The 13997-nt window shown below is 66.8% G+C and carries 16 protein-coding genes; 6 read left to right on the top strand and 10 right to left on the bottom strand.

The features are described 5' to 3' along the window. The 6 genes from PV772_RS22435 to PV772_RS22410 form a co-directional block, all read left to right on the top strand. A partial coding sequence (locus tag PV772_RS22435; protein ID WP_347887631.1) for a hypothetical protein occupies window positions 1-204 on the top strand: 204 nt, incomplete at its 5' end. A gap of 184 nt (window positions 205-388) precedes the next feature. Continuing rightward, the gene (locus tag PV772_RS22430; RefSeq protein ID WP_141160167.1) at window positions 389-1633 is read left to right on the top strand and encodes a helix-turn-helix domain-containing protein; all 1245 of its coding nucleotides are present in this window, start codon (window positions 389-391) and stop codon (window positions 1631-1633) included. Between the two features lie 88 nt (window positions 1634-1721). Continuing rightward, window positions 1722-2651 carry an ACP S-malonyltransferase gene (locus tag PV772_RS22425; protein WP_347887630.1) on the top strand — a complete coding sequence of 310 codons (930 nt, stop codon included), beginning with the start codon at window positions 1722-1724 and terminating at the stop codon, window positions 2649-2651. Then, the gene (locus PV772_RS22420) at window positions 2648-3709 is read left to right on the top strand and encodes a beta-ketoacyl-ACP synthase III (RefSeq protein WP_141181754.1); all 1062 of its coding nucleotides are present in this window, start codon (window positions 2648-2650) and stop codon (window positions 3707-3709) included. The genes PV772_RS22425 and PV772_RS22420 overlap by 4 nt, the downstream gene beginning before the upstream one ends. A gap of 77 nt (window positions 3710-3786) precedes the next feature. Then, window positions 3787-4032, top strand: a complete 246-nt coding sequence (locus tag PV772_RS22415; protein WP_009359314.1) for an acyl carrier protein — start codon at window positions 3787-3789, stop codon at window positions 4030-4032. A gap of 175 nt (window positions 4033-4207) precedes the next feature. Continuing rightward, complete coding sequence (locus PV772_RS22410) at window positions 4208-5443, top strand: beta-ketoacyl-[acyl-carrier-protein] synthase II (protein ID WP_141181755.1); 1236 nt, start codon at window positions 4208-4210, stop codon at window positions 5441-5443. Window positions 5444-5563: 120 nt separating this feature from the next. Here the strand turns inward: PV772_RS22410 and PV772_RS22405 are convergent, their stop codons facing one another. The 10 genes from PV772_RS22405 to rplS form a co-directional block, all read right to left on the bottom strand. After that, window positions 5564-6067, bottom strand: coding sequence for a DUF3145 domain-containing protein (locus PV772_RS22405; protein WP_141160163.1), 504 nt, complete (start codon window positions 6065-6067; stop codon window positions 5564-5566). Between the two features lie 240 nt (window positions 6068-6307). After that, on the bottom strand, window positions 6308-7234 hold the full coding sequence (locus PV772_RS22400) for a tyrosine recombinase XerC (RefSeq protein ID WP_347887629.1): 927 nt from the start codon (window positions 7232-7234) through the stop codon (window positions 6308-6310). Between the two features lie 46 nt (window positions 7235-7280). Continuing rightward, window positions 7281-8459 carry a DNA-processing protein DprA gene (gene dprA, locus PV772_RS22395; protein ID WP_307357774.1) on the bottom strand — a complete coding sequence of 393 codons (1179 nt, stop codon included), beginning with the start codon at window positions 8457-8459 and terminating at the stop codon, window positions 7281-7283. 74 nt (window positions 8460-8533) lie between these two features. Further along, entirely contained in the window at window positions 8534-10078 is a 1545-nt protein-coding gene (locus PV772_RS22390) for a YifB family Mg chelatase-like AAA ATPase (RefSeq protein ID WP_347887628.1), read from the bottom strand. Next, on the bottom strand, window positions 10078-10434 hold the full coding sequence (locus tag PV772_RS22385) for a YraN family protein (RefSeq protein ID WP_141181757.1): 357 nt from the start codon (window positions 10432-10434) through the stop codon (window positions 10078-10080). Before PV772_RS22385 ends, PV772_RS22390 begins: the two co-directional genes overlap by 1 nt. 108 nt (window positions 10435-10542) lie before the next feature. Then, window positions 10543-10869, bottom strand: coding sequence for a DUF2469 domain-containing protein (locus PV772_RS22380; RefSeq protein ID WP_056335405.1), 327 nt, complete (start codon window positions 10867-10869; stop codon window positions 10543-10545). A 48-nt stretch (window positions 10870-10917) separates the two neighbouring features. Beyond that, window positions 10918-11703 carry a ribonuclease HII gene (locus PV772_RS22375; RefSeq protein WP_347887627.1) on the bottom strand — a complete coding sequence of 262 codons (786 nt, stop codon included), beginning with the start codon at window positions 11701-11703 and terminating at the stop codon, window positions 10918-10920. A gap of 2 nt (window positions 11704-11705) precedes the next feature. Further along, window positions 11706-12539 carry a signal peptidase I gene (gene lepB, locus PV772_RS22370; RefSeq protein ID WP_347887626.1) on the bottom strand — a complete coding sequence of 278 codons (834 nt, stop codon included), beginning with the start codon at window positions 12537-12539 and terminating at the stop codon, window positions 11706-11708. After that, window positions 12540-13217, bottom strand: a complete 678-nt coding sequence (gene lepB, locus PV772_RS22365) for a signal peptidase I (protein WP_141160158.1) — start codon at window positions 13215-13217, stop codon at window positions 12540-12542. It abuts the gene before it with no gap. 81 nt (window positions 13218-13298) lie between these two features. Beyond that, a complete protein-coding gene (gene rplS / locus PV772_RS22360; RefSeq protein WP_141160157.1) occupies window positions 13299-13658 on the bottom strand; it encodes a 50S ribosomal protein L19 in 360 nt (119 codons plus the stop codon). Window positions 13659-13997 lie beyond the last annotated feature (339 nt).

The raw sequence follows: 13997 nt of genomic DNA, 5'->3' as shown, positions 1-13997 counted from the left end.
GCCGACGGCTTCGGCTTCTCCGACACCCGCGCAGCAGCCCGCCGCTACTTCAAAAACGACACCCACTCCATCGTGGTCCGTGCCCTTGAAATGCTGGCACGCCGCGGCGAGGTGGATGTTGACGCCCCGGTCAAGGCAATCGAGAAGTACAAGCTGCTCAACGTCAATGCCGGCACCACCGGCAACGCCGGAGGCGAAGCCTAGCCTTCCGGCTGGACGGATCCAGCAGTGAACCACGACGGCGGCCCTCACCCCACAAGGTGAGGGCCGCCGTCGTTCTGTCCCGGGCGGACCAGCCGTGGGGCGGCGGGCGCTGTGACGCAGGGCAAGGCGCGTTGTAGCCTTCGCACAAATGGAGCTTGCGCGGCGGTGGCCGTATGCTCAGAGAATGCCAGCACCAGCCAGCCAGTCCTCGAAGCGGAAACCCTCGCCGCCGAAGGTCACGCCGGAGAAGTCCGAAACCCTTAAGCAGCTCCGCGCCAACGTGGGCCAACTGTCCACCACCACCATGCGCAAGCTTGAGCAGTCCCTCCCCTGGTACAGCCGGCTCAGCGCGGACGAGCGTTCCGCTCTCGGCATGGTGGCGCAGAACGGTATCGCCGCCTTTGTCACCTGGTACGAACGGCCCAGCTCACCGTCGTGGATCCTGACCGACGTCTTCGGGACGGCACCTACGGAGCTGACCCGTTCCATCAGCCTGCAGAAGGCGTTGCAGCTGATCAGGATCGTGGTGGAGGTGGTGGAGGACCAGGTGCCCGTCATTGCACCCGAGGCCGACCAGCCGTCCCTGCGGGAGGCCGTGCTGCGCTATTCGCGGGAAGTCGCTTTCGCTGCCGCGGACGTCTACGCGCGGGCCGCAGAGTCCCGCGGCTCGTGGGACACCCGGCTGGAAGCTTTGATTGTGGATGCCATTCTGCGCGGCGAGAACACCGATGCCCTGCGCTCCCGCATCGCGGCCCTTGGCTGGAAGGCGCAGGAGCGCTTCACGGTGATGGTGGGTAATTCGCCGTCGGAACCAAGCGCCAGCTATGTCAGCGAGCTACGGCGGATGGCGGGCCGTTACGCCGAGGACGCGCTGGTGGGAATCCAGGGCGACCGGCTGATCCTTATCCTTGGCGGGGTGCAGGACCGCGAAACCGCTTACGTGAAGCTGAGCGACATGTTCGCCCCGGGGCCGGTGGTCTACGGACCCGAGGCCAGTTCACTGCTGGAGGCAAGCGGCTCTGCCCAGTCCGCGTTTGCCGGCCTGACGGCGGCGCGGGCGTGGCCGTCAGCGCCGCGTCCGGTGGCCGCGGACGACCTGCTGCCCGAGCGGGTGATTTCCGGGGATGACGCCGCCCGGCGTTCCCTGGTGAAGAACATCTACCGGCCGCTCCTGGCTGCCTCCAACGGCCTGGTCGAAACGCTGGGAACCTACCTGGAGCTGGGCCATTCACTGGAGGCCACCGCCCGGGAACTCTTCGTCCACGCCAACACAGTGCGCTACCGGTTGAAGCGGGTCTGCGACGTCACCGGGTGGGACCCGTTGCTCCCAAGAGAGGCCTTCGTGCTGCAGGCGGCACTGGTGGTGGGCCGGCTTTCAGCGCCGCCGAAGGCCGCTACGGAGCGCCAGCCGTCCCGGAACCAGGCCTGAGGCATTGTAGACTTCCTACAATCTGACCCCGTGAGCTTGGTGCGGAGAAACACCGCTGGATCACACAGTAATTTGGAAAGCTGGTTACGTGCTTGCAATAGTCTGCCCTGGACAGGGCTCACAGACCCCGGGTTTTCTTGCCCCCTGGCTGGAACTTCCCTCGGTGGCAGGCCAGCTGGCCTCCCTGAGTGACATCGCAGGCATCGACCTGATAGCCCATGGCACCACCTCCGACGAGGAAACCATCAAGGACACTGCCGTGGCGCAGCCCCTGATCGTTGCTGCCGGGCTTGTGGCCGCGGCCTCCCTCTTCGATGTGGAGCTCAATTCCCTTCCTGTCATCCTTGCCGGCCACTCGGTAGGCGAGATCACCGCAGCAGCCCTGGCCGGCGTGCTGACCGAAGCGGAAGCCATGACGTTCGTGCGGGAGCGTGCCAACAGCATGGCGGCAGCGGCAGCCGTCACCCCCACCGGCATGAGCGCTGTGGTGGGCGGTAACCCCGCCGAGGTCCTGGCCGCCATCGAGGCGACCGGGGCTTCCCCTGCCAACGTCAACGGCGCCGGCCAGACGGTAGCGGCGGGCACCTTCGACCAGTTGAAGGCCCTCGCCGAGAACCCACCCGCCAAGGCCCGGGTTATTCCGCTCAAGGTGGCCGGAGCATTCCACACCAGCCACATGTCGCCCGCTGTTGATGCGCTCAAGGCGCTGGCGCCGACGTTGAACCCGGTGGCCCCCAAGGTGCCCCTGCTGTCGAATTACGACGGCGGCGAAGTCACCGACGGTGGCGCCGCCGTCGAAAGCCTGATCGCCCAGGTGTCCCGCCCCGTCCGCTGGGACCTGTGCATGGAAACCATGGTGAAGCGGGGCGTCACCGGCCTGATCGAACTGGCGCCCGCCGGTACCCTGGCAGGCCTTGCCAAGCGCGGCATGCCCGGCGTCAAGACCGTTGCTGTCAAAACCCCCGATGACCTGTCCGCCGCACTGGCGCTCTTCGCAGAACTGGAGGGCAACGCATGAGCGTTCCCACGCTGAAACAGGCTCCCATCCAGGAGCACACCCGCATCCTCGGCCTCGGCGCTTACCGGCCGGACGTCATCGTCACCAACGAGGACGTGTGCCAGTGGATCGATTCCTCGGACGAGTGGATCCGCCAGCGCACCGGGATCGTCACCCGCCACCGCGCTCCTGCCGACGTCAGTGTGATCGATATGGCCGAAGGCGCTGCCCGCGAAGCCATGGCCAAGGCAGGCATTGAAGCCTCGGAACTCGGCGCTGTCATTGTCTCCACGGTCACCCACCCGTACGCCACTCCCTCAGCCGCGGCCAGCCTGGCTGACCGCATCGGTGCCACGCCCGCGCCCGCCTTCGATATCTCCGCGGCCTGCGCCGGTTACTGCTACGGCATTGCCCAGGCCGATGCCCTGGTCCGGTCCGGCACCGCTAAGTATGTGCTGGTGGTGGGCGCCGAGAAGCTGTCCGACGTCATCGACAACCGGGAGCGCACCATCTCCTTCCTCCTCGGTGACGGCGCCGGCGCCGTCGTCGTGGGTCCTTCCGACACCCCCGGCATCGCTCCGTCCGTGTGGGGCTCGGACGGCAGCAGGTGGGATGCCATCGGCATGACCCGCTCACTGCTGGACGTCCGCGACCTGGGCCTGGCAGCCCGGCAGTCCGACTCCACGGGCGACCTCGCGCTGCTGGAGGAAGCCCAGGAGCTGTACCCCACCCTCCGCCAGGACGGACAGACGGTGTTCCGATGGGCAGTGTGGGAAATGGCCAAGGTTGCCCAGCAGGCACTCGATGCCGCCGGCATCCAGGCTGAAGACCTGGTTGCCTTTATCCCGCACCAGGCCAACATGCGCATCATCGACGAGATGGTGAAGAAGCTGAAGCTGCCCGAGACCGTTACAGTGGCACGGGACATTGCCGAGGCCGGCAACACGTCGGCTGCCTCCATCCCGCTGGCAACCCACCGGCTCCTTCAGGAGAACCCCGGACTGAGCGGCGGGCTGGCCCTGCAGATCGGTTTCGGAGCCGGACTGGTCTTCGGCGCACAGGTAATTGTCCTTCCCTAGATACGCCCAAGGGTCGCATCCGCGGCCCGGACCGTTTCCGGCAGCCCCTGCCGGCAATACAAGAAAAGGAGCCACCAATGGCTAGCAACGAAGAGATCCTGGCCGGCTTGGCTGAAATCGTCAATGAAGAAACCGGCCTGGCCCCGGAGGCCGTCGAGCTGGACAAGTCCTTCACCGAGGACCTGGACATCGACTCCATCTCCATGATGACCATCGTGGTCAACGCCGAGGAAAAGTTCGGCGTGCGCATCCCGGACGAAGAGGTCAAGAACCTCAAGACCGTCGGCGACGCCGTCAGCTTCATCGCCGGAGCCCAGGCCTAACACCAGGCTTTTCGCCGTCTCACGGCTTGGCAGGGCTGCCGGTCCGGAATGACCGGACCGGCAGCCCGCCGTTTTTATCCGGCGCAGAACCCCGACCGGGACTGGCCGATCATCAATATGTGCGGGACCCTGCGACAGGTGCAGGCGGATTCCCCACCGACGAAAGAGTGATCCCATGACGCGCAAAGTAGTCATTACCGGTCTGGGTGCCACCACGCCCATCGGCGGCGATGTACCCACGATGTGGAACAACGCCCTCAAAGGGGTCTCCGGTGCCCGCACCCTTGAGGACGACTGGGTCGCCAAGTACGAGCTCCCCGTCCACTTCGCCGCACGCTGCAGCACCCCTGCGCTGGACGTTCTCAGCCGTGTCGAAGCAAAGCGGATGGACCCGTCCACCCAGTTCGGCGTCATCGCCGCCCGCGAAGCCTGGGCCGATTCGGGCATCACCGAATTCGACCAGGACCGGCTGGCTGTCGCGTTTGCCACCGGCATCGGTGGCGTCTGGACGCTTCTTGATGCCTGGGACACGCTGAAGGAAAAGGGCCCGCGCCGGGTCCTGCCCATGACAGTGCCCATGCTGATGCCCAACGGTGTTGCCGCGGCCGTCAGCCTGGACCTCGGTGCCCGCGCCGGCGCGCACACACCCGTCTCCGCCTGCGCTTCCGGTACGGAAGCCATGCACCTGGGCCTGGAACTCATCCGCTCCGGCAAGGCGGACGTGGTGATGTGCGGTGGGGCAGAAGCAGCCATCCACCCCATGCCGCTGGCGGCCTTCGCGTCCATGCAGGCGCTCTCCCGCCGGAACGATGATCCCCAGGGCGCTTCCCGCCCCTACGACACCGCACGTGACGGCTTCGTCATGGGTGAAGGGGCCGGCGCCCTGGTCCTGGAGGCCGAAGAGCACGCCCTGGCCCGCGGCGCACGCATCTACGCTGAACTGGCCGGCACGTCCGTGACCGCCGACGCCTACCACATCACCGCCCCGGACCCCGAAGGTCTCGGTGCCACCCGTGCACTCAAGGCTGCCATGTTTGACGGCCGCATCCAGGCTGAAGACGTGGTGCACGTCAATGCGCATGCCACCTCCACCCCTGTTGGCGACAAGCCCGAGTACACGGCCCTGCGCGCTGCGCTGGGCACCCACGTGGACAACGTGGCCGTCTCAGCCACCAAGTCGCAGATGGGCCACCTCCTGGGTGCTTCCGGCGCGGTCGAGGCGGTCCTGACCGTGCTGGCCGTCCACGAGCGCAAGGCACCGGTGACCATCAACCTTGAGAACCAGGATCCTGAGATCCCGCTCGACGTTGTCACCTCCGCCCGTGACCTGCCTGCCGGCAGCATCGTGGCGCTGAGCAACTCGTTTGGTTTCGGCGGACACAACGCCGTGGTGGCCATCCGCAGCGTCTAGCCATGTCCGGGCAATCAGCCCGGAAACCCAAGGGAGGCCCCGCCAACAGGCGGGGCCTCCCTTTTTGTTGCTATGGAAGTGTTGCGGGGGACAGGCCACCGCGGGGACGGACGACGGCGGTCAGCCCACCTGGTGGAGCCAGCGCACCGGGGCGCCCTCGGCAGCGTGGCGGAACGGTTCGAGTTCCTCGTCCCAGGCCTCCCCGAGGGCGAGGGAGAGCTCGTGGTAGACGGCGGCCGGGTCTCCGGCGCCGGACTCGTACGCGTAGCGGATCCGGTCCTCGGACACCATGATGTTGCCGTGGACGTCCGTGACGGCATGGAAGATCCCCAGCTCCGGGGTGTGCGACCATCGGCCGCCGTCCACGCCCTGGCTTGGCTCCTCCGTGACCTCATAGCGAAGGTGCGCCCAGCCTCGGAGGCAGGACGCCAGTTTGGCTCCCGTGCCGGGGTTTCCGGTCCAGGACAACTCGGCCCGGAACATGCCGGGCGCGGCAGGCTGCGGGGTCCACTCAAGGTCCGTCCGCTTGTCCACGACGGCGCCAACCGCCCACTCAACGTGGGGGCACAGCGCCGTAGGGGCCGAGTGAACGAACAGCACACCGCGGGTCATTGCAACAGACATTCCATCCTCCATAGCTATAGGTACGTCTTCCCCAACGACCTCTGCCTGGATGAAACTGCCGTGCACTGCTCTGCGGTGGTGGTTCCTTGTGCATATTTAGATGTATCGAATAAAGCCGCGTCCGGACTTGCCGTGCAGCGCGAAGCTCAGGGAGCTTCAAGCCGCACTTGAAAGTTGCCGGACGTGACTCTTATTGTGCCGCACCCCGCAAAATTACGCCAGTGCGATTAGCCACACCGCTCAGGCCCTGGGATGCGCCTGCTGATAACTCTTCCGAAGGCGGTCCACCGAGACGTGGGTATAGATCTGGGTGGTGGCCAGGCTGCTGTGGCCCAGGATCTCCTGCACCGCCCGAAGATCCGCGCCCCCGTCCAGCAGATGCGTGGCGGCGGAGTGCCGCAGCGCATGCGGCCCGGAAGCGGCAGTGTCCCCGAGCGCCTCGAAGAGGGTGTTGACCAAGGCACGGACCTGGCGCTGGTCAACACGTCCACCGCGCGCCCCGAGGAAAAGGGCGGGTCCGCTGCCGTCCTTTACAAGGATCGGGCGCCCCCGGCGAAGCCAGTCGTCAACGGCCACGGCGGCCGGAACCCCAAAAGGGACGGTGCGTTCCTTGTTGCCTTTGCCGACCACCCGGAGCGTCCGGCGGTCCGGGTCAAGGTCGTCGACGTCGAGGCCGGCAAGTTCCCCCACCCGGATCCCCGTGGCGTAGAGGAGTTCCACCATGGCCCGGTTCCTCACGGCAAGCGGTCCGCCGTCCGCGGCCTGCGCCTCAAGTCCCTCCAGGATGCGGGTGAGCTGCGAGGCCTGCAGCACGCCCGGAAGGGATCCTTCCCGTTTAGGTGCCTTCAGGCGAAGGGCGGGGTCGACGTCGATGACTTCTTCCCTGAGCGCCCAGGCCGTGAACACCCGGGCCGTGGCGGAACGGCGCGCCAGGGTGGCCCGGGACGCGCCGGCTGAGCTCTGGGTCCCAAGCCAGCGGCGGAAAGTGCCCAGTTCAAGGTCCTTCAGTCCTGCCACGCCTTCCGAAGCCGCGTGGGCGAGGAGGCTGTGCAGATCGCCCAGGTAAGCCCGCCTGGTGTGCTCCGAGACTGCGCGCTCCCCCAACAGATAGCCGGCGAACGCGTCCATTGCCTTCCCGAGTTCCACGGGCAGTTGTTCATGTTCCACTCCTCTACTTTCCCAGCTGCGTGTGCTGCCCGGCGTGCTGACACGGTTACCCTTTGCCGCGTTTCCAGCCACCCCGCTCCGCCACGGCCAATCCCAGCAACCCCAGCCTGCCAAGCCCTGCCCGGACGGAATCCTGCCCCAGTCCGGCCACGACCGAAAGCTTTTCCACCGACGTGGTGGAGCGAAGCGGCAGCGCATCCAGCAGGATCAGGTCCTCCAGGGTCAGCCCGTCCTGGACTGCCGCTTCTGAAGCCCGTTGCTCCGGCAGTCCTGTTCCGCTCGGCGAGGCGAGCTCGGCCACTTCCGCCGCATCGGTGACGCAGACTGCCCCTCCGTCCCGGAGAAGCCGGTGGCACCCGGCGGAGTTGGCGCTGTGGACAGACCCCGGGACAGCGCCGACGGCGCGGCCCAGCGTCTCAGCGTGGTGTGCCGTGTTGAGGGCGCCCGACCGCCAGCGCGCTTCCACCACTACTGTCACCGCGGACAGGGCAGCTATCAGCCGGTTCCGCTGCAGGAAGCGGTAGCGGGTCGGGGCGGATCCCGGTGGTACCTCTGCCAGGACTGCGCCCTGGTTGGCGACAGCCCGCAGCAGGTCTTCGTTTCCGGAAGGATAGAACCTGTCCACTCCCCCGGCCATGACAGCGATGGTAGGCACGGCTGCGGATCCGCCGGCAAGGGCAGCCCGGTGCGCATGGGCGTCAATTCCGTAAGCGCCGCCGGAAACAATCGTATAGCCGCGCTGCGCCAGGGAGTAGGCGAGGTCTCCGGTGACCGCTGCCCCATAGCTGGTGCTGTCCCGGGACCCCACGAGGGCGATGGACTTCTCCAGTGCAGGCAGCGGCTGTTCCTGCCCGCGCCACCACAGGCAGATGGGTTCTTGGATTCCCAGGTCCGCAAGCTGGGCAGGCCACAGCTCATCGCCGGGAATGATGACGCGTCCGCCCAGCCTGGCCATGGTGGCCAGGTCGCGTTCGGGGGCGAGGTCGGGGATCCGCGGCTGCCAACGCCTTAGAGCTGCTGCCAGTCCGGCCCAGCTGCCGGCCGATCCGCTGTCTGCCAGGAGTGCCGTGATGTCGCGCTCCAGGTCAGGGCCGGCCGCCACCCGACCTGTGGCGATCCGCAGTGCCTCGGTCGCCCCAGCAAGCTGCACCAGGGCCAGGCCCGCCGCATCCTGCGGTTCCATCAGCCGTGAGAGGGCGGCCCGCGCCAGCCGTTCCGTTTCCATGTCCCGCGTCTTTTCCAAGGCCCGTTCCTTTTCCACCCGCAGTTCCATTAGTCCGTTCCGTTCCTGGCCAGCTGTCATGCCGCGGCCGCCGTGGCCTGCCGGAGGCCCAGCGCCTGCCCGATGTCGTTGGTATCGGGCGCGTCGCGGCGCCCCAGGTCCGCAAGGGTCCAGGCGAGCCGAAGGACGCGGTCGTACCCGCGGGCAGTCAGGACTCCGCGCTCAAGCGACTGGTCCAGGATCCGCGTTGCTGCGGAAGCGAGGCGCAGGTCCCCGCGCAGGATCCGTCCGGGCACCTGTGAGTTCGTCTCGAGGCCAAAGCGCTGAAGGCGTTCCGCCTGCCGGGACCGGGCCTCCCGGACCCGGCTCGCCACGGACGCGGTGTCCTCTTCGGCACCGGATTGACCGAAATCCGTCAACGACACCCGCTCCACCTGGAGCTGGATGTCCACCCGGTCCAGCAGGGGCCCGGACATCCTGGCGAGGTAACGTCGGCGCATCGCGGGAGTGCAGGTACAGTCCAGCCCTTTGCCCGAGGCCTTGCCGCACGGGCACGGGTTGGCCGCAAGCACGAGCTGGAAGCGGGCCGGGTACGCCGCGGTCCCGGCAGAGCGGTGAATCACCAATTCCCCGCTCTCCAGGGGCTGGCGCAGGGCATCCAGGACCCGCCGTTCGTATTCCGGTGCCTCGTCAAGGAAGAGCACGCCCCGGTGCGCACGGGAAGCCGCGCCCGGCCGGGGCAGCCCCGACCCGCCGCCGATGATGGCTGCAGCGGTTGCAGAGTGGTGCGGGTTCTCGAAGGGCGGCCGCCTCAGGAGCCGCACCGTGGAGGAGGGCAGGCCGCAAAGCGAATGGATGGCGGTGACCTCCATCGACTCATGGTCGCCGAGGTCGGGCAACAGGCCCGGAAGCCGTTCCGCCAGCATCGTCTTTCCGGCCCCCGGCGGCCCGGTGAGCAGCAGATGGTGGGCACCCGCAGCCGCGACCTCCAGGGCCCGCCGGGCGTCGCCCTGGCCGGAGACGTCCGCCATGTCCGGACACGGGCCGGGAAGAGCCCCGCCGTCACCGGATTCCCCGGAATCGTCAGGCTCGAAGTCCAGGGCAAGTTCCTGCGGATCGGCGCCAAAGTCGAGGGCGAGCCTGGCCAGCGTGCGGTAGCCCCGTACCGTCGCGCCCGGGACAAGGGAGGCCTCGGCCAGGTTGGCGTGGGCCACGACGACCTCGGGGTAGCCGGCCCGCACGGCTGCCATGACCGCCGGCAGGATTCCCCTTACCGGCCGGAGCCTGCCGTCGAGCCCCAGCTCGGCGATGAAGACGGTGTTCCCGGTGGGCTTGATGTCGTTCGCGGCCCGCAGGACGGCCATGGTAACGGCGAGGTCGAACCCGGATCCGCGCTTGGGCAGCGAGGCCGGAATGAGGTTGGCGGTGATCTTCCGGCGGCTGAGCGGAATCCCGGAGTTCTTCGCCGCAGACCGGATCCGCTCCTTGGCCTCGTTCAGCGACGCATCCGGCAATCCCAGGATGACAAATGCCGGGAGGGTCTGGCCGATGTCCGCCTCAACCTCAACCATGTAGCCGTTCAGGCCCACGAGGGCCACTGAGTAGGTCCGTCCCAAGGCCATCACCCCACCCCCTTGAGGTGCTCCACCAGGGGTTCCCCGCCGCCGTCGTCCAGGACCGCGACGACGTCCACGCGCCGCAGGGGCATCCGCAGCTCGCGGTCACGGCACCATGCGGCACCCAGCCGGTGCAGCCGCGCAAGCTTTTCCGGGCCCACCGCCTCGAACGGGTGGCCGTAGTCCAGGGAGCGGCGCGTTTTGACTTCGGCGATGACCAGCGCATCACCGTCCAGGGCAACGATGTCGATCTCACCCCCGGGGCACCGCCAGTTCCGCTCCAGCACCAGCATGCCCAGCGCTTCGAGATAACCCACGGCGAGGTCTTCGCCGCGCCGGCCCAACAGGTCTTTGGATTTCATGTCCACCTCCGCAACCAGCCTGGCGGCGGACGCAGGCCGAAAACAGACGGCCCCTGTCCTATGTGGACAGGGGCCGGTGTGGAGGGAAAGTTGGGCTGCAGCCGGTGCCTAGTTTCCCAGGTCCACATCCTTGGGCAGCGCGAGCTCCTCGTTGCGGGGCAGCTCCTCGACGTTGACGTCCTTGAAGGTCAGGACCCTGACGCTCTTCACGAAGCGGGCGGAACGGTAGACGTCCCAGACCCAGGCGTCCTGGAGGGTCAGGTCGAAGTAGACCTCGCCGTCGGCGCTGCGGGCCTGCAGGTCCACGTGGTTGGCCAGGTAGAAACGCCGCTCGGTCTCGACAACGTAGCTGAACAAACCGACGACGTCGCGGTACTCACGGTAGAGCTGAAGCTCCATGTCGGTTTCATAGTTCTCAAGATCTTCGGCACTCATGCTTCCATCTTGCACCATCTCCGGCGCCCCCGGCGCCGGAGGCCGGTGTCAGTCCCCGTCCGGTGCGTCCGCGTTGGAACCCGCTGCGTCCTGGAGTTCGCCGCCCAGGAGGCGCCAGCTCACCCGGTGGTAGGGCGTCGGCCCGGCTGCGCGGAGGACGGACCGGTGGGCTGCCGTGGCGTAGCCCTTGTTGATGTCCCAGCCGTAATCCGGGTATTCGGTGTGCAGGTGGCGCATCATCCGGTCCCGCTCCACCTTCGCGATGACGCTCGCGGCGGCCACGCTGAGGCACTGCATGTCGGCCTTGACCTTGGTATGCACCGGGGCCTCGCAGGCGGCCTCCACGACGGGCTGGTCGAAAAGGGACAGCTGGTCTGCAGGTGAGAGCCAGTTGTGGCTTCCATCCAGCAGCACAGCTTCCGGGACAACGCCCGCGGCGATGATGCTGCCCCAGGCACGGGTTCCGGCAAGCCGCAGGGCGGCGATGATGCCGAGCGAATCGATCTCCCCGGCGGTGGCGTGCCCCACCGCGGAGGCCACGCTCCAGCGCCGCACCAGAGGATCGAGCCGTTCCCGCTCGGCCGGGCTCAGCAGCTTGCTGTCGCGCACCCCGGCCAGCGGCTTTTGGCGCTCAAGATCCACGACGGCGATTCCCACGCTCACGGGTCCTGCAAGCGCTCCCCGGCCCACCTCGTCAACGCCGGCCAGGAACCGGATTCCCTGGGCTTTGAAGGTGCGCTCATGCCGCAGCGTTGGCGCCTTGGTTCCGCTGGCGGCAGCCTTGCGGGCCGGACGCGCTGGGGTGGCTGGGGAAGCCTGTACCGCGGAGGACATGGTCAGCGGGCCGCCGGAACGCTCTTGAAGACGTCCGGGTAGTTGTCCAGCGTCTTGATCCTGTTCAGCGGCCATGCAATCACCGCAGCCTTGCCCTCGAGGTCCTTGAGGTCGACGAATCCGCCGTCGGTCTCCATGTGCGCGCGGGAGTCTGCGGAGTGGTTCCGGTTATCACCCATCACCCACACCTTGCCCTCCGGGACGGTGACATCGAAGTTGCGGACCTGCGGGACTTCGGCGGGGTTGATGTACGTCTCGTCGATGGCAGTGCCGTTGATGGTCAGTTTACCGCCGGTGTCGCAGCAGACCACGTGGTCGCCCGGCAGTCCGATGACCCGCTTGACGAGGTGCTGCTCAGAGTTGTCCGGCAGGAGCCCCACGAACGTCAGTCCGTCCTGGACCCAGGTGAAGGGGCCCTGTGCCTTGGCCGGGGCCGGCGGCGGCAACCATCCCTTGGTGTCACGGAAGACGACGACGTCGCCGCGGCTCAGGGCAAAGGGCTCGGGAACCAGGAGGTTGACGAAAATCCTGTCGTCGACGTCCAGGGTGTTCACCATTGATTCGGACGGGATGAAGAAGGCGCGGAAGAGGAAGGTCTTGATAAGGAAAGACAGCACCACCGCGATGACAACCACGGTGGCAATTTCCTTCAGCCAGCCCAGGAAGGGATTCCCGGCGGACTTGCCGGCGGCTTTGGACCCCAACCTACTCCGCCTGCTGGCGGGAGCTTCCGGCCCAGTGCCTTCGCCCGGCTCGGAAGAAGAAGCTGGAACGGCCGGTTCCTCGGAAGCGCCGTCATGGCGCGGTTCAGGGTTCCGCGCTTGGTTCTCGGGCATTTACCGTCCGTTCTCTGTTGTGGGCCCCGGTGCAGGCGGCCGTGCTACTGGGGCAAATCTATCAAGCGGCCAGAGGATCTGGACCGGCCTGCCGATCACCCGGTCAAGTGGAACGAGTCCGCCTCCCGGAGCACCGAGCAGGCTGCGTGAATCGGCGGAAACAGAACGGTGGTCCCCCATCAGCCACAGCCTGCCCTCGGGAACCACCGTATTGAACTTCTGCGTGCTCGGGGCATCCCCGGGGAAGACATAGGGCTCATCCAGTGCTGTCCCGTTGACCGTGACTTTCCCTCCGGCATCACAGCAGACCACGGTGTCACCGGGAAGGCCGATCACGCGTTTGACGTAGGTAGTGTCGCTGCCGGCCAGCCCGACCCATTGCATCGCGGATGCAGTGGCATCTACCAAAGGGCCTTTGCCGCTGTTCAGGGGCGCAAAGCTCCCGCGCCCGTCGAAGACGACAACGTCGCCATGCCGGATGGGTTCGGTTTGGAAATCGGTGCGGGAGACAAGGATCCGGTCGCCGCCTTCCAGGAGCGGTTCCATGGACTCCGAGGGAATGAAATAGACATCGAGCCACAAGGACCTGACCAAACCGCTGATGGCGATGGCAAGGATCAGGGCCGGAAAGACGAAACGCCAGCCCATTCTGCGGGGCTGGCGTTTTGTCTGGTGCATGGTCCGTATCCTGGCGCTGGTGCATTGCTCCGGCGCTTGCCGGGTACGGCCGCGCTCCAGCTGGCAATAAGTCCGGAAGACTTACTTTGCGGTGCTGAAGTCGCGCTTTTCCTTGATCTTGGCAGCCTTGCCGCGCAGCGCACGCATGTAGTACAGCTTGGCGCGGCGGACGTCACCCTTGGTGACAACCTCGATCTTTTCGATGATCGGGGAGTGCACCGGGAAGGTACGCTCCACACCGACACCGAAGGAAACCTTGCGGACCGTGAAGGTTTCGCGAACGCCGTCACCCTGGCGGCCCAGGACGAAGCCCTGGAAGACCTGGACACGGGTGTTCTTGCCTTCGATGATGTTCACGTGCACCTTGAGGGTGTCGCCCGCGCGGAACTGCGGAACATCGTTGCGCAGCGAGGCTGCGTCGAGGGAATCGAGAATATGCATGATTGCACTCCTGGTGAACGCCACAGGTCATTCACTTTGGGTCACGGCGGGCAAGTCAGGCTGCTGGAAAGCAGGCCGGGGGCTCACCGCCGAAGTAAAGTCCCGGCTGCTTCAAGGGTTGAGGGAGCCGGTTGTCGGGCTGTTGGCCGCGCTACCCCCTGTGGCAGGTGCGGACCCAGCAGACACAAGGGTTAATTTTGCCACAGCGGCAGGGTTACGCCAATTCGGGCGGAGTTAGTCCCGGCGTTCCGCCGCCGCTAGCTGTACTGAGTCAGGACGTTGGTTACATCGTGAATAGGTGAAGACCTCTTAGGTTGGTGGTTACCACACACAGCCAAC

Origin of the sequence: Pseudarthrobacter sp. CC12, assembly GCF_039907755.1 — a bacterium.
GTDB classification, from domain to species: Bacteria; Actinomycetota; Actinomycetes; order Actinomycetales; family Micrococcaceae; genus Arthrobacter; species Arthrobacter niigatensis.
Note: the sequence above shows the minus strand (reverse complement) of the source record. Positions and strands in the feature narration are given on the sequence as shown.

Coding starts and splice junctions, on each gene's coding strand:
- PV772_RS22385 (WP_141181757.1), bottom strand. CDS start 10,434: ATGAAATCCAAAGACCTGTTGGGCCGGCGCGGCGAAGACCTCGCCGTG.
- PV772_RS22375 (WP_347887627.1), bottom strand. CDS start 11,703: ATGTCCTCCGCGGTACAGGCTTCCCCAGCCACCCCAGCGCGTCCGGCC.
- PV772_RS22405 (WP_141160163.1), bottom strand. CDS start 6,067: ATGTCTGTTGCAATGACCCGCGGTGTGCTGTTCGTTCACTCGGCCCCT.
- PV772_RS22410 (WP_141181755.1), top strand. CDS start 4,208: ATGACGCGCAAAGTAGTCATTACCGGTCTGGGTGCCACCACGCCCATC.
- lepB (WP_347887626.1), bottom strand. CDS start 12,539: ATGCCCGAGAACCAAGCGCGGAACCCTGAACCGCGCCATGACGGCGCT.
- lepB (WP_141160158.1), bottom strand. CDS start 13,217: ATGCACCAGACAAAACGCCAGCCCCGCAGAATGGGCTGGCGTTTCGTC.
- PV772_RS22430 (WP_141160167.1), top strand. CDS start 389: ATGCCAGCACCAGCCAGCCAGTCCTCGAAGCGGAAACCCTCGCCGCCG.
- PV772_RS22415 (WP_009359314.1), top strand. CDS start 3,787: ATGGCTAGCAACGAAGAGATCCTGGCCGGCTTGGCTGAAATCGTCAAT.
- PV772_RS22420 (WP_141181754.1), top strand. CDS start 2,648: ATGAGCGTTCCCACGCTGAAACAGGCTCCCATCCAGGAGCACACCCGC.
- dprA (WP_307357774.1), bottom strand. CDS start 8,459: ATGGAAACGGAACGGCTGGCGCGGGCCGCCCTCTCACGGCTGATGGAA.
- rplS (WP_141160157.1), bottom strand. CDS start 13,658: ATGCATATTCTCGATTCCCTCGACGCAGCCTCGCTGCGCAACGATGTT.
- PV772_RS22390 (WP_347887628.1), bottom strand. CDS start 10,078: ATGGCCTTGGGACGGACCTACTCAGTGGCCCTCGTGGGCCTGAACGGC.
- PV772_RS22380 (WP_056335405.1), bottom strand. CDS start 10,869: ATGAGTGCCGAAGATCTTGAGAACTATGAAACCGACATGGAGCTTCAG.